The organism is Pantoea sp. GL120224-02 (assembly GCF_900215395.1).
Taxonomy (GTDB): domain Bacteria; phylum Pseudomonadota; class Gammaproteobacteria; order Enterobacterales; family Enterobacteriaceae; genus Pantoea; species Pantoea communis.
Genome location: NZ_OBEC01000001.1, coordinates 833,767 through 856,967, shown reverse-complemented (window position 1 = coordinate 856,967; position 23,201 = coordinate 833,767). Strand labels below are relative to the sequence as shown.

Annotated in this window: 17 protein-coding genes and 1 pseudogene; 10 read left to right on the top strand and 8 right to left on the bottom strand. The window is 53.7% G+C overall.

The genetic code is table 11. The features are described from left to right. Positions 1-28 precede the first annotated feature (28 nt). From dcp to guaD, 5 genes are all read right to left on the bottom strand, one after another. Positions 29-2,080, bottom strand: coding sequence for a peptidyl-dipeptidase Dcp (gene dcp, locus CRO33_RS03930; protein WP_097117105.1), 2,052 nt, complete (start codon positions 2,078-2,080; stop codon positions 29-31). 73 nt (positions 2,081-2,153) lie between these two features. Further along, positions 2,154-2,936 (bottom strand): xanthine dehydrogenase accessory protein XdhC, encoded by a 783-nt coding sequence (xdhC, locus tag CRO33_RS03925; RefSeq protein ID WP_097117104.1) that lies wholly within the window; start codon positions 2,934-2,936, stop codon positions 2,154-2,156. Continuing rightward, positions 2,923-5,289, bottom strand: coding sequence for a xanthine dehydrogenase molybdopterin binding subunit (gene xdhB, locus CRO33_RS03920; RefSeq protein ID WP_097117103.1), 2,367 nt, complete (start codon positions 5,287-5,289; stop codon positions 2,923-2,925). Before xdhB ends, xdhC begins: the two co-directional genes overlap by 14 nt. Further along, the gene (gene xdhA, locus CRO33_RS03915) at positions 5,279-6,721 is read right to left on the bottom strand and encodes a xanthine dehydrogenase small subunit (RefSeq protein WP_097117102.1); all 1,443 of its coding nucleotides are present in this window, start codon (positions 6,719-6,721) and stop codon (positions 5,279-5,281) included. Before xdhA ends, xdhB begins: the two co-directional genes overlap by 11 nt. After that, positions 6,718-8,046, bottom strand: coding sequence for a guanine deaminase (gene guaD / locus CRO33_RS03910; RefSeq protein ID WP_097117101.1), 1,329 nt, complete (start codon positions 8,044-8,046; stop codon positions 6,718-6,720). The genes xdhA and guaD overlap by 4 nt, the downstream gene beginning before the upstream one ends. Before the next feature lie 606 nt (positions 8,047-8,652). On the opposite strand from guaD, the pseudogene CRO33_RS03905 reads away from it, so the two are divergent. The 4 genes and pseudogenes from CRO33_RS03905 (at position 8,653) to ydfG (ending at position 14,905) form a co-directional block, all read left to right on the top strand. Further along, positions 8,653-9,717 (top strand): annotated as a pseudogene (locus tag CRO33_RS03905) (alpha/beta fold hydrolase). Between the two features lie 118 nt (positions 9,718-9,835). Beyond that, complete coding sequence (locus tag CRO33_RS03900; RefSeq protein ID WP_097117100.1) at positions 9,836-11,455, top strand: methyl-accepting chemotaxis protein; 1,620 nt, start codon at positions 9,836-9,838, stop codon at positions 11,453-11,455. 249 nt (positions 11,456-11,704) lie between these two features. Then, on the top strand, positions 11,705-13,630 hold the full coding sequence (locus tag CRO33_RS03895; protein WP_097117099.1) for a methyl-accepting chemotaxis protein: 1,926 nt from the start codon (positions 11,705-11,707) through the stop codon (positions 13,628-13,630). A gap of 528 nt (positions 13,631-14,158) precedes the next feature. After that, a complete protein-coding gene (ydfG, locus tag CRO33_RS03890; protein WP_097117098.1) occupies positions 14,159-14,905 on the top strand; it encodes a bifunctional NADP-dependent 3-hydroxy acid dehydrogenase/3-hydroxypropionate dehydrogenase YdfG in 747 nt (248 codons plus the stop codon). Between the two features lie 34 nt (positions 14,906-14,939). Here ydfG and CRO33_RS03885 read toward each other — a convergent pair whose 3' ends face one another. After that, on the bottom strand, positions 14,940-15,269 hold the full coding sequence (locus CRO33_RS03885; RefSeq protein ID WP_176505722.1) for a YnfA family protein: 330 nt from the start codon (positions 15,267-15,269) through the stop codon (positions 14,940-14,942). A gap of 130 nt (positions 15,270-15,399) precedes the next feature. Here CRO33_RS03885 and CRO33_RS03880 point away from each other — a divergent pair, with 130 nt between their 5' ends. After that, complete coding sequence (locus tag CRO33_RS03880) at positions 15,400-15,735, top strand: DUF1283 family protein (protein ID WP_097117097.1); 336 nt, start codon at positions 15,400-15,402, stop codon at positions 15,733-15,735. Between the two features lie 52 nt (positions 15,736-15,787). After that, positions 15,788-16,084, top strand: a complete 297-nt coding sequence (locus CRO33_RS03875) for a DUF1161 domain-containing protein (protein ID WP_034823436.1) — start codon at positions 15,788-15,790, stop codon at positions 16,082-16,084. Between the two features lie 31 nt (positions 16,085-16,115). Here the strand turns inward: CRO33_RS03875 and CRO33_RS03870 are convergent, their stop codons facing one another. Continuing rightward, complete coding sequence (locus CRO33_RS03870) at positions 16,116-17,576, bottom strand: MDR family MFS transporter (RefSeq protein WP_034823435.1); 1,461 nt, start codon at positions 17,574-17,576, stop codon at positions 16,116-16,118. Positions 17,577-17,959: 383 nt separating this feature from the next. Here CRO33_RS03870 and osmY point away from each other — a divergent pair, with 383 nt between their 5' ends. From osmY to osmV, 4 genes are read left to right on the top strand one after another with little or no spacing between them, the layout of a single operon-like run. Continuing rightward, on the top strand, positions 17,960-18,676 hold the full coding sequence (gene osmY, locus CRO33_RS03865) for an osmoprotectant ABC transporter permease OsmY (RefSeq protein ID WP_034823434.1): 717 nt from the start codon (positions 17,960-17,962) through the stop codon (positions 18,674-18,676). A 16-nt stretch (positions 18,677-18,692) separates the two neighbouring features. Beyond that, entirely contained in the window at positions 18,693-19,619 is a 927-nt protein-coding gene (locus CRO33_RS03860) for a glycine betaine ABC transporter substrate-binding protein (protein WP_097117096.1), read from the top strand. Between the two features lie 9 nt (positions 19,620-19,628). Then, positions 19,629-20,276 (top strand): osmoprotectant ABC transporter permease OsmW, encoded by a 648-nt coding sequence (gene osmW, locus CRO33_RS03855; RefSeq protein WP_097117095.1) that lies wholly within the window; start codon positions 19,629-19,631, stop codon positions 20,274-20,276. Then, positions 20,276-21,412 carry an osmoprotectant ABC transporter ATP-binding protein OsmV gene (osmV, locus tag CRO33_RS03850; protein WP_097117094.1) on the top strand — a complete coding sequence of 379 codons (1,137 nt, stop codon included), beginning with the start codon at positions 20,276-20,278 and terminating at the stop codon, positions 21,410-21,412. The genes osmW and osmV overlap by 1 nt, the downstream gene beginning before the upstream one ends. A 315-nt stretch (positions 21,413-21,727) precedes the next feature. Here osmV and CRO33_RS03845 read toward each other — a convergent pair whose 3' ends face one another. Beyond that, positions 21,728-23,098, bottom strand: coding sequence for a nucleobase:cation symporter-2 family protein (locus CRO33_RS03845; RefSeq protein WP_097117093.1), 1,371 nt, complete (start codon positions 23,096-23,098; stop codon positions 21,728-21,730). Between the last annotated feature and the right edge of the window lie 103 nt (positions 23,099-23,201).

Here is a 23,201-nt window from a genome sequence, read left to right as displayed (position 1 = left end):
CCAGGGCGCACGCCGTGCGCCCTGCTTATCACGCCTCTTCTAAACCGCGATTCTTCAGCATCGGACCAATCTCCGGTGCTTTTCCACGCCATGCCAGCCACAGATGTTGCAGATCGCTACTGTTACCGCGTGAAAGGATATGATCGCGGAATTGCTGACCATTCTCACGACTCAACCCACCACGTTCAACGAAAGCCTGATAACCATCATCGGCTAACATTTGCGTCCAGATATAGGCGTAATAACCAGCCGCGTAACCGCCGCCCCAGATATGACGGAAGTAGGTGGAGCGATAACGTGGCGGCACCGTGGTTAACGCGATGTTTTCCGCCGCCAGCGCCTGTAATTCAAAGTGACTGACATCCTGCGGGTTGTCATGCGTGGTCAGCGAATGCCATTGCAGATCCAGCAAAGCCGCCGCCAGCAGTTCGGTCATGTCGTAGCCCTTGTTGAACTTAGACGCGCGCACCATCTTCTCGCGCAGTTCCACGGGCATCGCCTCACCGCTCTGATAATGACGGGCATAGTTGGCAAACACCTTTTCATCGCTAGCCCAGTGCTCGTTAATCTGCGAAGGGAACTCGACGAAATCGCGTGGCGTAGCGGTACCGGACAGGCTTGGATAACGCTGGGTGGCAAACAAACCGTGTAGCGCATGACCGAATTCGTGGAACAGAGTGATCACCTCATCCCAGCTGAGCAACGCAGGTTGCCCAGCCTGCGGTTTGGTGTAGTTGCAGACGTTGTAGATCACCGGCTTGGTGCCCAGCAGCGTACTCTGGTCAACGAAGTTGCTCATCCAGGCGCCGCCGCTTTTGTTATCCCGCTTGTAGAGGTCGGTATAGAACAGCGCTAAAGGCGTATCATCAGCATCAAAGATTTCATAAACGTTAACGTCCGGATGATACACCGGCAGATCGTGACGCTGCTGGAAGCGGATGCCAAACAGCTGGCTGGCGGACCAGAACACGCCCTTTTCCAATACATTATTCAGCTCAAAGTACGGGCGGATTTGGCTCTCATCCAGTGCGTATTTAGCTTTTCTCACTTGTTCAGCGTAGAAATTCCAATCCCAGGCGCGCAGCGGGAAAGTGTGGTGCTGTTGTTCAATGACCTGCTGAATGTCTGACCCTTCTCGCTCAGCGCGTGCCCGCGCCGCCGGAACAATATTACGCATAAACGCAAAGGCAGCATCCGGCGTTTTCGCCATCTGATCCTGCATGCTCCATTCCGCATAAGTCTTGAATCCGAGCAGCTTAGCCTGCTCTGCGCGCAGCTGTGCCATGCGTAACACAATCGCGCGTGTGTCATTGTCATCGCCCTGTTCGCTGCGCGTGAGTGCCTGGTTGAACAGCGCTTCACGCGTGGCGCGCACTTCCAGTGACTGCAATGCAGGCTGTTGCGTGGTGTTCTGTAACGGCAGCAGCCATTCGCCGTGCAATCCACGCGCCTCCGCTGCGGCTTTAGCATGCGCTAACTCTTCTTCACTCAATCCCGCCAGCGCCGCTGCGCTGCTCACCGTATACGCGCCCGCTTTGGTCGCCGCCAGCAGCTTATTGCCAAAACGGGTACTCAACGTGGCGAGTTCCTGATTGCAGGCACGCAGCTGCTCTTTATCTGCGTCGCTCAGGCTGGCCCCAGCCAGCTGGAAATGCTGCCAGGTCACTTCCACCAAACGCATCGATTCCGCATCCGGACAGGCAGCGCCGCGATGCTGGTAAACGCTGTCGAGGCGGGCAAACAGCTGGCTGTTGAGATGGATCTCATCATTTAGCGCCGTGAGTTTAGGCGTGATTAGCTCATCAACTTCCTGCAATACATCACTGGTGTTGGCTGACGTCATGGCACCAAACACCAGGTTGACGCGGCTTAGCAGCTGCCCGCTGCGCTCCAGAGCTTCATAAGTGTTGGCGAACGTGGCGGGTTCAGGATTGTTGGCAATAGCGGCAATTTCCTGACGCTTCTCTTCAATACCCGCTTCAAGCGCCGGAAGAAAATCGGCTTCCTGAATCAGGTCAAAAGGCGGAGTTTGATAGGGCAATGCACTGACGGTGAAAAACGGATTGGCTCGTGAAGTCATTATCGCTCCTGATAATCAGCAACGCCGCAACCGGTGCGGCGGGATGCTTCTATCCTGGCAGTTTCAACGTCACTCAACAACCGCTCTGCTGGCGCTGATACACACTGATGATTTCACCCGCTACCGCCACGGCGATTTCCGCTGGCAGTTTGCCTTTCACATCCGGCAGGCCGAGCGGACAGCGCAGCCGCGCCACTGCATCCGCAGCGATCCCTTTGCCTTCCAGCCGATAGCGAAAGCGCTGCGCTTTGGTAGCCGAACCAATAACGCCGGCATAGCGAAAATCACCGCGCCGCAAAATGGCTTCGCTTAGCGCCAAATCGAGCGGATGGTCGTGGGTCATCACAATGAAGTAGCTGTCGGGCGCGGCCTCTTTGACGCAATCGATCGGGTCCTCTACCTGGCGCACCGTGACGCCCGGCGGCACATGGCGAAACTGGGCGGCGCGGCTATCAATCCAGGTAATGTGACAGGGTAACGTTGCCAGCAGGTTTACCAGCGCCTGCCCGACGTGGCCTGCGCCGTAAAGCTGGATTTCAGGTTGCTGCTGCATCAGTGGTTCAAACAGCAGCGTGGCATGCCCGCCGCAGCACTGGCCGAGGCGCGCAGCCAGCGCAAACTCTTCGCTGCGCGGCTGCTGGCAACGCTGCTCCAGCATCTCGCGCGCCAGCGCAATGCACTGATATTCCAGATGACCGCCGCCGATGGTGAGATAAGTATCGCTGGCGCTGACCACCATTTTACTGCCGCGATCGCGCGGGACCGATCCGCGCTGGCTCAGCACGGTGACTAAAACGCAGCTCTCACGTTTCTCACGTAAACTGTGCAGTACGGCGATCCAGTCATGATAAATCATCATCCGCTCCTGAGAGGCGCTGAACGCCCCAGAAAACGCGCTCCGGCGTGGCGGGTGCATCCAGTTGCGGATGGCGGCGGTAGTTACCCACGCTGGCTACGGCATCCTGTAACGCACACCACACCGCAATGCCCAGCATAAACGGCGGCTCACCCACGGCTTTCGAATGGAATACCGTGTCCTGCGGATTTTTACGGTTCTCTACCAGCGTGACGCGCAAATCATGTGGGACATCGCTGATGGCGGGGATTTTGTAACTCGCCGGGCCGTCTGTTAGCAGCTTGCCCTGATCGTTCCACACCAGCTCTTCGCAGGTTAACCAGCCCATGCCCTGCACGAAACCGCCCTCCACTTGCCCAATATCCAGCGCCGGATTGAGCGAGGCGCCAACGTCATGCAGGATATCCGCGCGCAGCAAACGATATTCACCGGTTAAGGTATCCACCAGCACTTCGCAGCACGCCGCGCCATAAGCGAAGTAATAAAAGGGTTTGCCGCGTCCGGCATTGCGGTCGTAATGGATGCCGGGCACTTTGTAAAATCCGGTGGCGGATAACGGCACCTGATTCAGCCACGCCTGCTGCGCCACCTGCGCAAAAGTAAAATGCAACTCGCCAACGCGCACAATGCCATTGCTAAAGGAGATGGCGTCGACCGTGCAGTGATGCTGCTGACACAGCATTTCCGTCATGCGATCGCGCAATATCTGCGCGGCATTCTGCGCCGCTTTGCCGTTAAGATCGGCCCCGCTGGAGGCCGCCGTGGGTGAGGTGTTCGGCACTTTTCCGGTGTCGGTCGCCGTGACCTGAATCTGGCTGATATCGATTTGCAGCACTTCCGCGACAATCTGCGCCACCTTGGTATTCAGTCCCTGACCCATTTCGGTGCCACCGTGATTGAGCTGCACCGTGCCATCGGTGTAGATCAAAATTAAGGCACCGGCCTGATTGAGGAAGCTGGAGGTAAAGGAGATGCCAAACTTCACCGGCGTTAAGGCCAGACCGCGTTTCATATAACGATGACTGGCGTTAAACGCTGTGATGTCCGCGCGACGCGTGGCGTAATCGCTGCTGGCTTCCAGCTGTTCCGTTATCTCCATCAGCAGATTATCCTCCACCTGCTGATGGTAATGGGTGATGTTGCGATCCTGCTTGCCGTAATAGTTTCGCTTACGCAGTTCGAGCGGGTCCAAACCGCGCTCGCGGGCGATATGGTCCATGATCTGCTCAATCGCCACCATGCCCTGAGGCCCGCCAAAACCGCGATAGGCGGTGTTAGACGCGGTGTGCGTGCGGCAGCGATAACCGGTGATCAGCGCATCGCCGAGGTAATAGGCGTTATCGGCGTGGAACATCGCACGATCGACAATTGATCCGCTCAGATCGAGGGAATACCCGCAGTTTCCCGCCAAATCGATTTTGACACCACAGAAACGACCTTCCTCATCAAAGCCCACATCGTAACGCACAAAGAAGGGATGGCGCTTACCGGTGATACGCATATCATCGCGTCGCGCCAGACGCATTTTTACCGGATGCCGCGTCTGGCGCGCGGCAATCGCACACAAGCAGGCCACACTCGCAGCCTGCGTCTCTTTACCGCCAAACCCGCCGCCCATCCGGCGCATATCAATGGTGACTTTGTTCATGGTGATATCCATCACTTCGGCCACCAGCTTCTGCACTTCCGTCGGGTTCTGCGTCGATGAGAAAACCTGCAGGCTGTCGTCTTCACCTGGGATCACTAACGCGGTCTGGGTTTCCAGATAGAAGTGCTCCTGACCGCCTATATGAAATTCACCCTGAATACGATGCGGCGCACGCGCCAGTGCCGCTTCAGCATTACCCCGTTGATGGACGTGCGGCTGCTGCACAAAGTGACGCTGTTCCAGGGCTTCACGCACATCCAGGATCGCCGGCAGTGGCTGATATTCGATGATGGCGGCAGCAGCACCGGCGCGCGCGGCTTCGGGTGAATCCGCTGCCACCGCAATCACGATCTGCCCCAGATATTCCACGATATCCATTGCCAGTAACGGATCGCCCGGCTCTAACGGACCCACATCATTCAGACCCGGCACATCGCGCCAGGTTAGCACGCTCACCACGCCGGGCACGGCATAGCAAGGCTGCACATCGATATGTGTGATCCGCGCATGCGCATGCTCACTCAGACGTGGGCACAAATGCAGTAGACCAGGCAGATCCGGCCGATCATCTATATAAATCGCTTCACCCGTGACGTGTTTATCGGCGCTTTCATGCTTCTGACTGCGGCCCACACCGGTTTTTATGTCGCTGGCAAACTGGCTTTTTAACAGCGTTTCGCTGAGTTCGGGTCGGTTATGAGACATAGCGCGCCACCTCGGTGAGGGTCAGTTCGCCACAGGTTTGCGCGTAGTAACGACGCAATAGATTGCGCGCGACCTGCAAGCGGTAGTCGGCGCTGGCGCGAAAATCGCTTAACGGCTGGAAATCCTGGCTGAGCGCCGCGCAGGCTTGCTCAATGGAAGCTTGATTCAGTGGCTGACCATTAAGCGCGGCCTCGGCTGCGGTTGCCCGTTTGGGCGTTGCGGCCATGCCGCCAAAGGCCAGTCGTGCCTGCACCACCACGCCTTCTTTAAGCTGAATGTTGATGGCGATAAACACCGCCGAAATATCATCATCCAGACGTTTTGCCACTTTCCATGCCACGAAATTAGGTGACACCGTCACTTTCGGTATCACTATTGAGTGAATGAATTCCCCTGGCTGCAACACGGTTTGCCTGTAGCCAGTGAAGAACTGGTCCAGCGGCACTTCACGTAGGCTTTCTCCCTGCTGCAACACCAATCGCGCATTGAGTGCCAGCAACATGGGCGCACAATCACCGATCGGTGAAGCATTGCCGATATTGCCGCCGAGCGTACCCTGATTGCGGATCTGTAATGATGCAAAGCGCTCTAATGTGGCACTGAATGCAGGAATTCTCGCTGCCAGGAAATGGTAGCAATGGTGAAGCGGTGCAGCAGCGCCCAGATGAATATCCTCTTTATCTTCAGAACAAACGCTTAACGCCTCAATCTGTTCCAGCGCAATTAGCAGCGGTAAACGTTGATACTGCTGAGTCATTTTCAATGTGAGATCGGTGCCGCCGGCCAACAGTTGCGCTTCAGGATACTGCTGATAAAGTGCCGCGAGCTGTGCCAGTGTTTTCGGGACGAAACAGCGACTGCCGTTGGCTTCGAGAATTTGTACTTCCCCGTTATCCAACGCCTGTAAGCGCTGAACCAGTGCCGACTCATCCGCCGTAAAATTATCTTCTGCGGGTTGCTCACAAGCTTGCTGTGCGGCGGCCATAATTGGCCGGTAGCCCGTGCAGCGACACAGATTGCCTGCCAGCGCTTGTTCAGCCTGCTGCGGATTCCAGCCCTGTGTATTTTTCTGCAAAGTGAACAGCGACATGACAAAGCCCGGCGTACAGTAGCCGCATTGCGAGCCGTGGCAATCCACCATCGCCTGCTGCACGCTGTGCAGTTCACGGCCCTGTTTCAAATCTTCCACGGTGATCAGCTGTTTGCCTTGCAGGCTGCTAACCAGCGTCAGGCAACTGTTGATGGCCTGATACTGCATTCGCCCCGCCACCACTTTTCCCAGCGTCACCGTACAGGCACCGCAGTCACCTGATGCGCAGCCCTCTTTGGTTCCCCGCCGCTGTTGATGGCTACGCAGGTAGTTAAGCACGGTCAGATTCGGGTCTAAGGCCGTTTCGGTGACCAACCGATTATTCAGCAGAAACTGGATCATACCGTTGCCTCTTCTCGATCGCGCTGCCACACCGGTTTGCCGCTAACCCAGGTTTGCGCAATGTTGCGATCGTCTCCCAGCGTCATCATCACAAACAAGCGCTCCCAGATATCTTTGCTATTACCGCTACGCAGCTTTTGCAGCGGCGAAACCGCCGGGTCGATCACCACGAAATCCGCTTCTTTACCGGGATTGAAGTTGCCAATTTTATCGTCGATGTCCAGTGCATGCGCACCGCCCAGCGTCGCGTGGTAAAAGGCTTCGCAGGCGCTGAGTTTGTACTGCTGCAACTGCCCAACTTTGTACGCTTCACCCAGCGTTTGCAGCATATTAAAGGTGGTGCCTGCGCCGACATCGGTGCCGATGCCCATGCGCACGCCCTGCTGCCAGCAGCGTTTAATATTGAACAGGCCACTGCCAAGAAACAGGTTCGACGTCGGACAAAATGCGATAGAAGAATCGGTGTCGTGCAGGCATTGCCACTCGTTCTCTTCCAGATGCAGACAGTGTGCAAAGACGCTGCGCTTTCCGGTGAGCTGATGATGGTGGTAAACATCGAGATAGCCGTCCCGCTCCGGGAACAGCGATTTGACCCAGGCGATCTCCTGCTGATTTTCGCTCAGATGGGTGTGCAGCCACGTATCCGGGAACTCGCTGCGCAGTTGACGGACTTTCTCCAGCAGTTCTGGCGAGGAGGTGGGCGCGAAACGTGGCGTCAAGGCATAGCTCAGACGACCACGCTGATGCCAGCGTTCAATCAGTTCACGTGAATCCTGATAGCTCTCTTCCGGCGTTTCTGTCAGATACGCGGGGGCGTTGCGGTCCATCATCACCTTTCCGGCAATCAGACGCATATCCAGCTGTTGCGCGGCATGAAACAGCGCATCGACCGATTGTTTGTGCACCGTGCCAAACACCAGCGCCGTGGTGGTGCCATTGGATAACAGTTGCTGCAGGAAGAAGGCCGACATCTGTGCCGCGTGATCCGGGCAGTGATATTGGCTCTCAACCGGAAAAGTATATTGGTTTAGCCACTCCAGCAACTGTTCGCCAAATGCGCCAATCATCTCCGTTTGCGGATAGTGAATATGTGTATCCACAAAACCCGGCACAATTAGCTTGCCGCGCAGATCGATCACCGTGGCAGCATCAACGCGCCCTTCTGCAATCTCCCAGCTTTCAAGTGACACCACCTTGCCCGCGCGCAACGTTAGCAAGCCGTCTTCGAGGTAGCGAGCATGCGCAGCGATATCATCGGGCTGAGAAGCCAGTGCGGTGAAATCAAAAAAACTGGCGCGCAGTAGCGTTTCAGAGGCGTAAGGCATAACGGTTCCTTGATAAGTAAAAGTGCAATGAGTTGCCTTCAAGGTTTATTGCAAACGCTATGCCAATGAGGATTTATAAAAATATCGCTATCTATCAACAACTTAAAAACTACACATTCAATTTCATGTCCCTTTGGAACCGCAATCGAATGCGCAATCGGTTGCGAAAATAAGCAACCGATTGCATGGGGATAAAAAGCGTGTCAGGTATGAGATGCCTGAGGAAATAAGCGTAATGACAACACGAACTGCGCACCATTTAAGTGCAGCGCCGCACGCTTGTAGTGCACAGATTTTACTTCAGGAAGATTCCGGTGTGGCAGAGGAAGGATTTGGGTGTGCTAATAAGCGCTGATAGTGAAAACAAATGAGAGGGAATACGATGAGACAGATGAAATAAGAGAATTAATACAGAAATGTTAAACATCATCATGGCATGCGGATGTATTAGCATAAGAAAAACCGCATAAAAATCGTCTCGTTAAAACTCAAAAAAGAAGATTATTGTCTGCTTTTCCTTGAACCCCGTTGATATTAATTGGGATTTATCTCTATTAAAACTAATATCAGCCTTCCAGGGAATATCATCACTTAAGAGCGACGTTTATGTTTAATCGCATGATATCAGGAGTGGCCAGTGCCATTCTGTTAACTGTATCACCCTTAACGCACGCAGCCAGTTCATTACCCACGCCGACAGAAGCTGACTGGATCGCAAAAGAATTTAGCTTTAATAGCGGTGAAAAATTAAAAGATGTGCGCATTCACTACATTACTTTAGGTGATAAGAATAAACCAGCGGTATTATTACTGCACGGAACCAATCAACCTCTGAGTGCCTTACTGGCACCGGGATTTGCCGGGGAGTTATTTGGCCCGGGACAGGCGCTGGATGCCAGCAAGTATTTTATTATCATCCCGGAAGGCATTGGTTCAGGAAAATCATCCAAACCTTCTGATGGCTTGAGAATGGCCTTCCCGCATTACGATTACGACGATATGGTGACAGCACAATATCGGCTGATTAAAGAAGGTTTGGGCATTTCGCATTTACGCCTGGTGATGGGCTATTCCATGGGCGGGATGCAGACGTGGCTGTGGGGTGAAAAATATCCCGGCATGATGGATGCACTGGTCCCGATGGCGTCGCAGCCGAATGAGTTATCGGGCCGCAACTGGATGCTTCGCCGCATGCTGATTGAATCGATCAAAGGCGATCCTGCCTGAGCTGAAGGCAACTATCAACAGCAACCCCCTACGCTTAAAACCGCCAATATCATGTTCAGTATTGCCACCACCGGCGGTACGCTAGCTTATCAACATAAAGCTTCGACGCGCGCACTGGCGGATAAACTGGTGGATGCACGTCTTGCTGCGCCTGTCACCGCGGATGCCAACGACTTCATTTATATCTGGGGTTCGTCGGCAAATTATAATGCCATGCCTGGATTGAGCCGTATTACCGCACCCATGCTGATCATTAATTCAGCAGATGATGAACGTAATCCGGTTGAAACCGGCATTTTGCAGAGTGAATTGCCCAAGATAAAGAAAGCGGAGTTACTGCTCATTCCGGCCAGTGCTGAAACCAGCGGTCATGGCACTATGATGCAAGCAAAGTTTTATAATAAAAAACTGCAGACCTTCTTAGCCGAGACCGCTAAGCCTTAGTATTTGGGTTAAATCCGCCTGTTTACTGGAAGTCACACTCATGACTTCCCCTTTTAATAAAAAAATCATTGTTACTACGCCTTCATCTTTTTCAATTAAACGTTCTCAGGGAATAGTTATGTTTCATAGAATAAAGATCCGCACCGCCCTCAGCATCATGGTTTTTTCATTAACAGCATTATTGCTGTTCGTCGGTATTTTAGGGTTATTTGCCGTACAGTCTGGCAATAAATCCTTTGCCACCGTTGATACCGAAGTTTTGCCGGGCCTGGTGGCGCTCAATGAAAGCTCAGAACTTTTATTACGTGGACGACTGGATTTGCGTTTATATGAATCACTGGTGGGCAGTGGCGATGCCGAAAAAGCCAAAGTCGCGCTTGAGCGCGCCAGAGGTAAAATAGATAACGCCAGTGCGAAATGGCAGGAATATCTGAAATATCCACAATCCTCAGCAGAGAAGCCAATTGCGGCTGAAATGGCCACCACACGCGATGCGCTGATGAAAGAGTTTATCGATCCGGCTTTTGCCGCGCTCGAAGCAGGCAAACTGGATGAATACCGCCAGCGTGCAGGGAAATCAACGGCGTTGTACGGTGCCTTTGATAAAGCCTCTAAAGCGCTGGTGGCCTTTAAAATTAAAAGTATTGATGTCGCCTACAGTGACTCCAGCGATCGGGTTCAGCATATGGCGTTTACGCTGTACTTTTGTATCGCCTGTGCGCTGGTGTTGGCCGCGCTGGCCTGGTCGGTGATGACCAATCTTATCGTTAAGCCGCTCAATCATGTGATCAACGTGTTTGATCGCATCGCCGAAGGTGACTTACGTGCGCGCATCGATATCTCCGGTAAAAATGAAATTGCGCAATTGTTTGCCGCGGTACAGCGTATGCGCGATGGCCTGGCAAACATGGTGCTGATGGTCCGCAGTGGCACCGATGCGATCGGCTCCGGCGTTGAAGAAATCGCGACGGGCAACATCGACCTCTCCAGCCGGACTGAGCAACAGGCGGCCTCACTGGATGAGACGGCATCCAGCATGGAGCAAATTATGGCGACAGTGAAAAACAATGAGGACAACACGCGCAAAGCTAACGCATTGTCGCAGAAGGCTTCAGAATCTGCTTCGCGTGGTGCAACAGTGGTGTCTGAAGTGGTCACCACCATGAGTTCTATTGAGAAAAGCTCGGCAAAAATCGGCGACATCGTCGGTGTGATTGACGGCATTGCCTTCCAGACTAACCTGCTGGCCTTGAACGCAGCAGTTGAAGCCGCGCGTGCAGGAGAAGCGGGACGCGGTTTTGCTGTGGTCGCTTCGGAAGTTCGAGTGCTGGCTCAGCGCAGCGCCACCGCCGCGAAGGAAATTGGCCTGATGATCAATGACTCGCTCAGCAATATTGAGCAGGGTTCAGGACTGGTTAAAGATGCTGGCGTCACCATGAATGAAGTGATGCTCGATGTGAAAAAAGTGGTCGATATCATGGATGAAGTGATGCTGGCTTCCGGCGAGCAGACGCGCGGCATCTCGCAGATCAACATCGCTATACAGCAGATGGATGGTGTAACACAACAGAATGCCTCACTGGTGGCTGAAGTGGCAACCGCTGCCAGCTCACTGCAACAGCAGGTGGTGAATTTGCAGCAGTCGGTGACGCAGTTCCAGGTTGATGAGGACGCGATGCCATTGGCCACTGACCGTTATACCGACTCGCATCAGCTGTCCCTCGTCGCGTTAAGTTAAGCGGTATCAGCGAGTGCATTTGAGCGCTCGCTTCGTTAAGTATAGTGTGCCCGTATCTTTATCAGGACGACGGGCGCGCTGACTCCCTTCCCTTTTAGTGCCTTAATACTCTTCCACCGCGCAATCGGTTCCCTACAGTTTTAGATGGGATTACCGATAACAGAGAACGTATTCCGTATTTTCAGTGACGCAGGACGCATTCTGGAAAAATCAAACCTCTAATGTGATCCAGTTGGGTGGAAGGTAAACATGTTTAAAACAATACGCTCGCGTTTAATCGCTATCAGCGTGGTCATCACGGCAGTATCTCTTATCGCACTTGCCACTTTTACCTACACCACCGTGCGTGGAAAGACACTTGAAAGCATTGATGAGCGCATTGGCCAGCTCTCCCGCGTTCATGCGGCTGAACTGGCTGGCTGGGCAGAAGAAAAACAACGTATCACCGGTTCGATCAAAACGGCTTTTGGTCGTCATGACGATGCGGTCCCTTTTCTGCGTGCGGCGATCGAAGCTGGCGAGTTTGATGATGCCTATATCGTCTATCCTGAGCCTCATTCCCATGTGTTCGTCCATCCTATGCCAGCCACCTATGATGGCAGCCAGCGTCCGTGGTATCTGGAAACGGTAAAAGCTGGCCATCCGGTGTTGCTGGACCCCTATGTTGATGCCTCAACCGGCAAGCTGACCATTACTTTTGCTCAGCCGATTGTCGATAACGGAAAAACATTGGGTGTGATCGGCAGCGATCTACACCTGGATACCGTCTCCAATACGGTGAATGCGATTCATCCACTGGAGAAGAGTTTTGCATTCCTGGTGGACAGCAGCGGTAAATTGATTGCCGCGCCGAAGTCTGACCTTATTCTCAAGGCGGTCACTGAGTTGTCACCTTCACTCGACCTCAAAGTTATCCAAAATCTGGCCAGTCAGGGTGGGCATGCTGAACTGACCATCGGCGGTGAACAGCAGTTCGTTTACGCCTCTCCGGTAAAAGGGACGCCGTGGTCACTGGTGATCGCCGTTGATCGTGATGAAGTGACGGCATCGCTGACGACATTACAGCGGGAAAGCATCCTCATCACCCTGGTGAGTCTGATTATTACCGCGCTGATTGCCGGGCTGGTGTTCAACCAGCAGTTGCGTCGCCTCGCCATTTTACGCGACGCCCTGGAAGACGTTGCTTCAGGGGAAGGTGATCTGACGCGTCGCCTGGAAGTGCGCGGCGGCGATGAGCTGGCGCAGATATCAGCGGCATTCAACCGCTTTGTTGAAAAACTCTCGGGCGTGCTGCTCCGCGTGCGTGAAGGTGCCAACAACATCGCGCTTGCTTCCAGTGAAATCAGCGGTGGCAACAATGATCTGGCCTCTCGTACCGATGAACAGGCAGCAAGCCTGGAGGAAACGGCCGCCACGTTAGAAGAGCTGACTTCAACGCTGAGCAATACCGCCAGTAATACTGAGCAGGCGCGCCAGTTTGTTAGTGGCGTGGCCTCCGCGGTCAGAGACAACGGTGCCGTAATGAACGATGTTTCGACACGCATACAGGAAATCTCGAACGATTCGCAGAAAATGTCCGAAATTATTAAGGTGATTGACGGCATTGCTTTCCAGACCAATATTTTGGCACTGAATGCCGCTGTTGAGGCTGCGCGAGCGGGAGAATCAGGAAGAGGCTTCGCGGTGGTTGCCAGCGAAGTGCGTAGTCTGGCGCAGCGCAGCGCGGGTGCCGCGCGCGAGATCAAAACACTAATTGATGACACGGTTGCACGCGTGACGTCAGGCAGGGAGCTGGTTGTGAAAGCCGATCAGGGAATGACCAGTATTGTGTCTGATATCCACAATATGACGCAGCTGATTGAAGAAATTGCCCATGCCAGCCGCGAACAAAGCGATGGTATTGGTCAAATCAATATCGCGATGGGGCAAATTGATACCACCACGCAGCAGAATGCGGCGTTGGTTGAAGAGTCAGCCAGTGCAGCCCAGTCCATGTCCGAGCAGGCCGCCGTAATGGCAGAACTGGTCAGTACGTTTAAATTGATGGAGAGCGCTGATGCGGTGATACCCAAAGCTGAAAGCCAAGTGAAAAAACCGGTTCTCTCTCCGCTAAAATCGCGTACAGCGCTGGCTACAGCGGGAAGCTCCCCAGAGGATAACTGGAGTTCTTTCTGATTCACTGTGCCAAACAGGCGCCTGGTATCGTGGTGATAAACCGCGATGCCAGGTTCGCTTTCGTTCGCAACGCTGAGCAAACAGCAGGCCGAATCCGGTTATGAATTGAATACCTCTCACCGCCAGCCAGATAGCACACGTCAGGCTCGGTGAGTCATAAAAGCAGCAGCATGTCTTGAATCAACCAAAGCATGCAACCTGTTAGCATGAATTGACCCATGTTACGCAGCGCTGTGCCCGTGCCTCCGCCCTCCTCAAAGCCAGATTGTTGCGCATGTTAAATTCCCTCCACAGCGGCTAATCCCACATTTATCGCAACGCACAAAGACCATGAGCCTGCATAGATGGTTTATGATGTATACGGTTTATGGATTGGAGAGCTGATTACAGCCGGGTAAATTTGCTCAACCAGGCACTCACAAAATGATCTCGCTTCCCCCGCCCATAATTCGTAGAGTTTCATTGTTGGTTTTTAAATTTAAAATCAATTGGTTAACATTGACGTACAATTGTTTAAGGAACAGTGAGATGATTATTTTTGTCACTGGCGCCACCGCCGGTTTTGGTGAGAGCATCACCCGTCGCTTCATCGCTAATGGTCATAAAGTGATTGCCAGCGGACGCCGCGCAGAGCGTCTGAAAGAGCTAAAAGAGGAGTTGGGTGCCAACCTTTATACCGTTCAGTTGGATGTGCGTAATCGCGCCGCTATCGATGAAGCTATCGCTGCGCTGCCCGCAGAGTGGCGTGAAATCGACGTGCTGGTGAATAATGCCGGTCTGGCATTAGGGATCGAGCCCGCGCACAAAGCCAATATTGAAGACTGGGAAAATATGATCGACACCAACAACAAAGGTTTGGTGTACATGACGCGTGCCGTGCTGCCCGCCATGGTGGAGCGCAATGTCGGTCACATCGTAAACATCGGCTCCATCGCGGGCAGCTGGCCTTATCAGGGCGGCAACGTTTATGGCGCGACCAAAGCATTCGTGCGCCAGTTCAGCCTCAATCTGCGTACCGATCTGCACGGTACCGCGCTGCGCGTCACCGATATCGAGCCGGGCTTAGTGGGTGGCACCGAGTTTTCTAATGTGCGCTTCAAAGGCGATGATGGGCGTGCGGATGCCGTTTACGAAGGCACCACCGCGCTGACAGCGGAAGATGTCACTGAAGCGGTGTATTGGGTCACGACACTGCCTAAACACGTCAATATCAATACGCTGGAAATCATGCCGGTCTCCCAGACGCTTGCGGGTCTGAAAGTGCATAAAGGCTGAATATTGTCACGGGCGCACAGGTTGCGCCCATCGCTTACGCCCGGCCCCAACCAGCGACAATAATCAACATGCCGCTAAACGCTACAAGCGCGCCAATCCAATCCCATGTACTGAGCTTGACGCCATCCACCACGCGCAGCCAAATCAGCGCCGTCACCACATAGACACCCCCGTAAGCCGCGTACACACGACCGCTTGCTGCCGGATGCAGCGTCAGCAACCAGACAAACAACGCCAGACTCGCCGCTGCAGGCAGTAAAAGCCACGCGGTCATTCCCTTCTTCAGCCACAGCCACGGCAGAAAACAGCCGACAATTTCGGCAATCGCAGTCAAAAAAAACAGTAAAGTGGTTTTCACCAGCATAGAAAATCTCTCTCTCGCCTAAACAAAAGGCTCACCGCTGGTGAGCAAAGTTGCAGCGATGATATAATAGCCCTCATGGTTGTGACAGCCGGGTTTCTGGCTGTGCTGGTGTTAACTAAAGGAAATCACTATGAAAAACCTGTTTTCTCTCCTGCTGACTGTGACGTTAACCTGCGGCGCGCTGCTGACTGTACCGCTGGCATCGGCCCAAACCGACCGCCTGATCATTGAGAACGGCAACAGTGCTTCCAGCAACGAAGCCGCGCGTCAAAGCAAAGAACAGTGGAACGACACGAAGAATCTGCGCAATAAGGTCAACACGCGCGTCGAGAAAGAGTTCGATAAAACCGATAAAGCTTTCGACACCCGTGATAGCTGCGAGAAGAGCTATAACGTCAATGCGTATTGGGAACCGAACACTCTGCGCTGCCTTGATCGTCGTACCGGCCGTACGATCGCCCCTTAATTCGCTGTTGCTGCTATAGTTTTCAAGAGAATTCAGAACTAAGGAGAGTGTGATGAAAAAACGTAATGCAGTGATGTTGATGGCAATGCTGGCGTTGCCGATGCTGGCGCAGGCTTCCTGTGAAACTGTTAAAGCGGATATCAGTAAGAAGATCGTCAGTAACGGCGTGGCCGAATCGGACTTTACGCTGGATATCGTGCCTAACGATCAGGCCGATCAAGCGGGCGGCCAGGTAGTGGGTCACTGCGAAAATGACAGCCAGAAAATTGTGTACAAGAAAAACGGCCGAGACAGTGAAAGCAATGTCCCGGCCAGCGCAGGCAGTTCACAGGATGCTCCCGCGCAGTAATACTGAAAGGGCGGCTGATGGCCGCCCTTTTCTATTCTGCCTCTGGGCGCTGACGCGGCATCAACCACGCAATCCACAACGTTAGCATCGCAATCACTAACGCCACCACAAACACCCAATGCAGCGAAGCAGCGATCTGTCCGGTCCACTGATGCAACGTCGCTTCGGACAGTGACTGACGGCTTTCATGTGACATGATTTGCTGCATCGGATCACTGGCCTGTGGCAGACGCTGCGCAAGATTGAAGTTCAGCACCGCCCCCATCAGCGCAGTACCAATCGCTGAACCCAGCATGCGGCTAAACATAATTGACGCGGTGCAAATGCCACGAATGTCGTAGTGCGCATGGTTTTGCACCGACACCAGGAAGGTGGTGCTGGTCATGCCCATGCCGGTGCCGATGACAAAAGCAGTCAGCCCCGCTTGCATGATTGAACTGTCGGTACGCAATAGCAGCAGTAGCGCGCTACCCGCAATCAATAACAAGGCTCCCAGCTGCGCGGTAAAACGGTAGGAAGTGATCAGCATTAATCGGCCACTCAGCGTGCTGGCTAACGGCCAGCCAATCGACATCATCGCCAACGCACTCCCCGCCTGCAGCGGTGTACCGCCAGTAATACCCTGAATCCAGGTTGGCAGAAACGCGCTGATGCCCATCATGGTGGCACCAATGATCAGATTACCGGCATTGCCTGCCAGAATTAGACGGCTGCGCCAGATGGCGAGAGGAAACAGCGGTGCTTCAGCACGCTGTTCATGCTGTTTTAATTGCCAGCCCGCCAGCAGTGCCAATAACAGGAATGCCAGTAACCAGTAACCAAGGGCATCCGCCTGCAACAGCGCCACTAACAGTGCCGTAACGCAAATCATCAGCCAGCAGCTGCCGGTAAGATTCAGCGTCGCCCCTTTGTGATGCTCACGCGCCGGTAAGAAACGCGCTAACAGCAGCATGGAAAACAGACCGATCGGCACATTAACCCAGAAAATCACCGACCAGCTAAAATGCTGTACCAGCCAGGCACCACTCAGCGGCCCAATAATAGCCGCGACACCCCAGACGCTGGAGAGCCAGCCTTGCACGTGGGCACGTTCGCGCGGGGAGTAGATGTCGGCCACAATGGTACTGGTGAGCGGCATAATCGCGCCTGCCCCCAGCCCCTGAAACGCGCGAAACAGAATTAACCACGTCATGGTATGCGCAAAACCGCACAATACCGAACCGATCAGGAACAGCGAGACGCCAATGAAAAAGAGTCGTTTACGCCCCCACATATCAGCAAGCCGACCATACAGTGGCACGCTCACCGCCTGAGTCAGCAAATAGATAGAGAAGACCCAGCCAAACTGCGAGAAACCGCCGAGTTCAGCAATAATGGTCGGCATCGCGGTCGCCACAATGGTGACTTCAATCGCGGCCATAAACATGGCGAGCATGCAGGCGATAAGGATCCAGTGGCGATGTTCCGTGTTCAATTCTGCAGTTTCAGTCATACGTCTCCCTTTTTCTCTCAAGGCTAGCTGATTTTCCATCAGACGAGTTTCCTCTGCGTGCGCCCATTATGTGACAATGTCACATAATTCGATGAATTTTTTTTATTGTCAGATGATGCCTTACTTCATGCGGGTTAAGAAGGTTTTAACCGCTCTTCTATCTGTCTGATTTTGCCGTGAAAACTGGCGCAATACGCTAAGCATTGCTATAGCTTTTAACAGCACTTTCCAGTTATTCGCTGGAAAAGCACCATCTAACAGTCATTTTATCTGCAATTTATTAACGTGAAGGATTTTCGTATGTGGTTTGTTCTCCACTACGCCTTCAACCGTGAAATGACATAACAAGATCGAACAATTTGTCGAATCAGGGAGACTTTCGCATGCAAAATGCATCGCTCGTTAGTAGAGCCGGGCTGGCACTACTGGCCATCGTCGCGGTGATTGCCCTGCTGGTTTGGGGAATCGGGTTGAATACGTTGCGCGACCGGCAAGAAGACTTAATTTATCTGGGTCAGCAGCATCTGTTTTTAGTGTTTTGGTCAATGTTTTTCGCCCTGCTGATTGGCATTCCGAGCGGGGTTTTGCTCAGCCGCCCGTTTGCTCGTCGTTGGGCTGAATATGTGATGCAGATCTTTAACGTCGGGAATACCTTGCCGCCGCTGGCTGTTCTCGCACTGGCCATGGTCATTGTCGGGATTGGCGATCGGCCTGCGTTAATCGCCCTGTTCCTCGCCTCATTGTTACCTATCGTGCGTAATACCTATTCCGGATTAAGCGCCGTACCGCCGTCACTGATTGAAGCTGCCAACGGCATCGGCATGACCAAATTCCAGCGTTTACGTCAGGTAGAAATTCCCAATGCCTTGCCAGTGATTCTGGCGGGTGTGCGGATTGCGACCGCCATCAATGTCGGTACGGCACCGCTGGCCTTCCTGATTGGTGCCAGCAGTTTTGGCGAACTGATTTTCCCCGGCATTTACCTCAATGACTTCCCTACGTTGATCCTCGGCGCCGTGGCCACCGCCCTGTTTGCGTTGATCCTCGATTTGCTGCTGGCAGCATTGGGTCGTTTCCTCAGCCCGCACTCTGCGGCTTAACACAAGGAGCTAAGTGATGGGTAAAACGCATAACTTAACGCGCTGGGTGAAACACACCGCGCTGGCACTGGCCGCCACACTGGCCATCAGCCAATCCGCCGCCGCGGCAACACCGATTGTGATGGCAACCAAGAGCTTTACCGAACAGCATATTTTATCTGCCATGACCGTGCTCTGGCTGCAAAAGAAAGGTTTTCAGGTGGTCCCTAAGACCAATATCGCCACCACGATTGGTCGTAATGCGATGATCAACAAGCAAATCGATATGACCTGGGAGTACACCGGTACCTCGCTGATCATCTTTAACCACATCAACAAACCGATGTCATCTGAAGAGGCTTATAAAACCGTTAAACAACTCGATGCCAAACTGGGCCTGGTGTGGCTCGATCCCGCGCCAATGAACAACACTTATGCATTTGCCATGCAGCGTGCACGCGCCGATAAAGAAGGCATCAGCACCATGTCACAGCTCGTTGCCAAACTGGAACAGGTGCGCAAAACCGACCCCGACCACAACTGGAAACTCGGGCTCGACTTAGAGTTCTCCGGCCGTTCCGATGGCCTGAAGCCGTTGCAGAAAGCCTACGACATGCCGCTAGATCGCCCGCAGATTCGCCAGATGGACCCGGGATTGGTGTACAACGCGGTACGTGATGGTTTTGTCGATGCGGGCTTGATTTATACCACCGATGGCCGAGTAAAAGGCTTTGAACTCAAGGTGCTGGAAGATGATAAGCATTTCTTCCCAAGTTACAACGTCACGCCAGTCGTACGTCTGGATGTGTTGAAAAGCCATCCGGGGCTGGATGCGGCCCTCAATCAACTCTCACCGCTGATCACCGACGAAGCGATCACCGAGATGAACAAACGTGTTGATATCGATCATCAGTCACCGCAGCAGGTGGCGCGTGATTTCCTGCAATCGAAAAACATGCTGTAAGGAGGCGTCATGGAGACTTTGCATTACATCATGAGTAACTGGCACACCCTGATGGCCTTAACCTGGCAGCATACCTGGCTGGTGCTGGTTGCAGTGGGATTCGCCATCATTGTTGGCGTGCCATTGGGCATTTTGATTGTGCGCTTTAAATGGCTGGCGACGCCAGTGCTCGGTATCGCCACCATCGTACTGACGATTCCAACCATCGCGCTGTTTGGTCTGATGATTCCGCTGTTTTCCATGATCGGTCAGGGTATTGGTGCGCTGCCCGCTATCTGCGCGGTATTCCTTTACTCCCTACTGCCGATTGTGCGTAACACCCACACCGCACTGGAAAACCTGTCGCCAGGGCTGCGTGAAGCCGGTCGCGGCATAGGCATGACTTTCTGGCAGCGCCTGCGCTGGGTCGAAATTCCGATGGCGCTGCCGTTAATCTTCGGCGGTATCCGTACTGCGGTTGTCATGAACGTTGGCGTAATGGCGATTGCCGCAGTCATCGGCGCAGGTGGATTGGGATTACAACTGCTGGATGGCATCAGCGGCAGTGATGTGCGCATGCTGATTGCCGGTGCATTAATGATTTGTTTATTAGCGATTGTGCTTGATTGGCTACTGCACCGTTTGCAGTCGGCGCTGACTCCTAAGGGGATTCGATAATGATAAAACTGGAAAACCTGACGAAAACCTTTACACAAAAAAACGGCACCGCCTTCAACGCCGTGGACAACGTCAGCCTGGAAGTACCTGCCGGAGAGATGTGCGTGCTGCTCGGCCCTTCCGGCTGTGGCAAAACCACCACGCTGAAAATGATTAACCGTCTGATCCCAGCCAGCAGCGGAAAGATTTTGATCAACGGTGAAGACACCAGCGGACAAGATACTGTGACGCTGCGCCGAAATATCGGCTACGTAATTCAGCAGATTGGTCTGTTCCCCAACATGACCATCGAAGAAAACATTACCGTGGTGCCGCGCATGCTGGGCTGGGATAAAAAGCGCTGCCGCGAACGTGCTACCGAGTTAATGAGCATGGTGGCGCTCGATCCCAGCAAATTCCTGAATCGCTATCCACGAGAAATGTCCGGCGGTCAGCAGCAGCGTATCGGCGTGATCCGCGCGCTGGCTGCTGATCCACCGGTACTGCTGATGGATGAACCGTTTGGTGCTGTCGACCCAATCAACCGTGAAGTGATTCAGAATGAGTTTCTCGAAATGCAGCGCCAGTTGAAGAAAACCGTAATGCTGGTAAGCCATGATATTGATGAAGCACTCAAACTGGGTGACCGCATCGCGGTGTTTGGACAGGGCAAAATCGTACAGTGCGCTAGCCCCGACGAGCTGTTGGCAAAACCGGCCAATGATTTTGTCGGCTCTTTTGTTGGACAGGACCGCACGCTGAAACGCCTGCTGCTGGTGCAGGCGGGCGACGTCACCGATCAACAGCCAACTATCACCGTGCAGCGCAGCACGCCGTTGCAGGAGGCGTTCGCCACCATGGATGACAACGACATGCGATCGGTCACCGTGGTAGATAATGATGGCAAGCCGCTGGGATTTGTGAAGCGTCGCGAAGCACGTAATGCTGCCGGACGCTGCGAGGAGATGCTGCATACCTTCAAAGTGACGGGTAAGGCTGAAGAGAATCTGCGCGTGGTGCTATCCAAGCTGTATGAGCACAACACCGTCTGGATGCCGATCGTCGATGAGGAAGGACGCTACAGCGGTGAGATTTCGCAAGACTATATCGCGGATTATCTCAGCTCAGGACGTACGCGCCGCAGACTGAATCCTTAACAAGACGCACAGCAGCCTGAATCCAGACAAACCGCACAACAGCTAAAGCGTTGGAAGAGGCGGCAGAGGAGTAAAGCGTCCTGCGCCAGGGATGGCGCGGGCCGAGCCCCAGGGATGGTTTATGGCGTCTTTACGATCTGCCGCCTCTTCCGACGTACGCACCAACTCACAGTCAGTGGTTTAGATCCCCAACTCTTCCGACGTACGCACCGACTTACAGCCAGTGGTTTAAATCCCCACCTCTTCCGACGTACGCACAAACTCACAGCCAGCGGTTTAGCTCCCCAACTCTCCCAACGCAACCACAGACTCAAATCAGTGATTTTCCTCCACCGCACCGATAACCCGCTCATCACCCCGCTCCGATGGCAGCACGATATTCAACAGCATCGCCAGAATGCCCCCCGTGGTCACCGCATGACCAAACAAATTACTCACCAACGGTGGCAACTGCTTCAACACCTCGGGTACCGCTTCCACACCCAAGCCAATACCAAAGGACACCGCGACGATCAACATCTCACGGCGTCCCAACGGGGATTGCGTCATCACCCGAATGCCTGCCGCCACCACACTGCCAAACATCACCAGTGTGGCGCCGCCAAGTACCGGCGCAGGGATTTGCTGCAGCACATTGCCGATCACCGGAAACACCCCTAACAGCAACAGCATCACACCAATCACCATGCCAACATAACGGCTGGCCACGCCGGTCATCTGAATCACACCGTTATTCTGCGCAAAGGTAGTATTAGGGAATGCCGAAAACATCGCGGCGAACAGACAGCTAATCCCATCAGCCAAAATGCCACCCTGCAAACGACGTTGAAAACCGTCGCCCTCAATGGGTTGCTGCGAAATCAGGCAATTCGCCGTCAAATCCCCTACCGCCTCAATCACGCAAATCACCGATACCAGCGCAATCGGCACGAAAATGCTCCAGCTAAAATCGAAACCAAAGCGGAAAAATGAAGGCAAAACCAGCAAGTGGCTGGACATCATCGGTTTGATGGGCAGATGGCCGGTCAGTGCCGCCGCCAGACAGCCCACGGCGATACCTGCTACCACCGCAACAAGGCGCATCCAGCGATTCTGGGAACGGTTAAGCACAATAATCACCAGCAGCGTCAGCGCGCCCAGCGCCAGATTTCCTGGCGCACCAAAGTCAGTGGCGTTATGGCCGCCAGCCCAATCGGTGATGCTCACTTTAATCAGGCTGATGCCGATCAAGGTAATCACCGTGCCGGTCACCACCGGCGTCAGCACTTTCCGCAACGGCGCTACGCAACGGCTGATCAACATGGGGATAAACGCGGCCACAAAGTTACAGCCCATGATCATCGCCATGATTGCTTCCGGTGAACCGCCCTGCGCTTTCACCATCAAACCGCCAGATAAGATGACGCCGAGAAAAGCAAAGCTGGTGCCTTGCAGGCAAATCATGCCCGCCCCAATCCCCATAAAGCGACGCGCCTGCAGAAATGTCCCTAAACCGGAAACCAGCAAAGACATGCTGATCAGATACGGAATGTAAGTCTGCAATCCGAGGATTGAGCCAATAATCAGTGGCGGTGTAATGATCCCTACCACGCTGGCAAGGACGTGCTGCAACGCAGCGAAAAAGGCGGGAACAGGACCAATACGGGCATCAAGCCCATACAATAAACCTTTAGGGGAGTGCGACATGTGTGTGCTCCGGCAGAATATTCATCAGCATGGCTGATGCATGATTCACGCCATTGGCACTCACATTGAGTAAAAAATTTATAACCGCATGATTATAAGCTGA

Bases quoted from the DNA above. Each gene is read 5' to 3' on its own strand.
- CRO33_RS03895 (WP_097117099.1), top strand. From the start codon at position 11,705: ATGTTTAAAACAATACGCTCGCGTTTAATCGCTATCAGCGTGGTCATC.
- CRO33_RS03885 (WP_176505722.1), bottom strand. From the start codon at position 15,269: ATGCTGGTGAAAACCACTTTACTGTTTTTTTTGACTGCGATTGCCGAA.
- CRO33_RS03860 (WP_097117096.1), top strand. From the start codon at position 18,693: ATGGGTAAAACGCATAACTTAACGCGCTGGGTGAAACACACCGCGCTG.
- CRO33_RS03845 (WP_097117093.1), bottom strand. From the start codon at position 23,098: ATGTCGCACTCCCCTAAAGGTTTATTGTATGGGCTTGATGCCCGTATT.
- CRO33_RS03900 (WP_097117100.1), top strand. From the start codon at position 9,836: ATGTTTCATAGAATAAAGATCCGCACCGCCCTCAGCATCATGGTTTTT.
- osmV (WP_097117094.1), top strand. From the start codon at position 20,276: ATGATAAAACTGGAAAACCTGACGAAAACCTTTACACAAAAAAACGGC.
- ydfG (WP_097117098.1), top strand. From the start codon at position 14,159: ATGATTATTTTTGTCACTGGCGCCACCGCCGGTTTTGGTGAGAGCATC.
- guaD (WP_097117101.1), bottom strand. From the start codon at position 8,046: ATGCCTTACGCCTCTGAAACGCTACTGCGCGCCAGTTTTTTTGATTTC.
- CRO33_RS03875 (WP_034823436.1), top strand. From the start codon at position 15,788: ATGAAAAAACGTAATGCAGTGATGTTGATGGCAATGCTGGCGTTGCCG.
- osmW (WP_097117095.1), top strand. From the start codon at position 19,629: ATGGAGACTTTGCATTACATCATGAGTAACTGGCACACCCTGATGGCC.
- dcp (WP_097117105.1), bottom strand. From the start codon at position 2,080: ATGACTTCACGAGCCAATCCGTTTTTCACCGTCAGTGCATTGCCCTAT.
- CRO33_RS03870 (WP_034823435.1), bottom strand. From the start codon at position 17,576: ATGACTGAAACTGCAGAATTGAACACGGAACATCGCCACTGGATCCTT.
- xdhB (WP_097117103.1), bottom strand. From the start codon at position 5,289: ATGTCTCATAACCGACCCGAACTCAGCGAAACGCTGTTAAAAAGCCAG.
- CRO33_RS03880 (WP_097117097.1), top strand. From the start codon at position 15,400: ATGAAAAACCTGTTTTCTCTCCTGCTGACTGTGACGTTAACCTGCGGC.
- xdhA (WP_097117102.1), bottom strand. From the start codon at position 6,721: ATGATCCAGTTTCTGCTGAATAATCGGTTGGTCACCGAAACGGCCTTA.
- xdhC (WP_097117104.1), bottom strand. From the start codon at position 2,936: ATGATTTATCATGACTGGATCGCCGTACTGCACAGTTTACGTGAGAAA.
- osmY (WP_034823434.1), top strand. From the start codon at position 17,960: ATGCAAAATGCATCGCTCGTTAGTAGAGCCGGGCTGGCACTACTGGCC.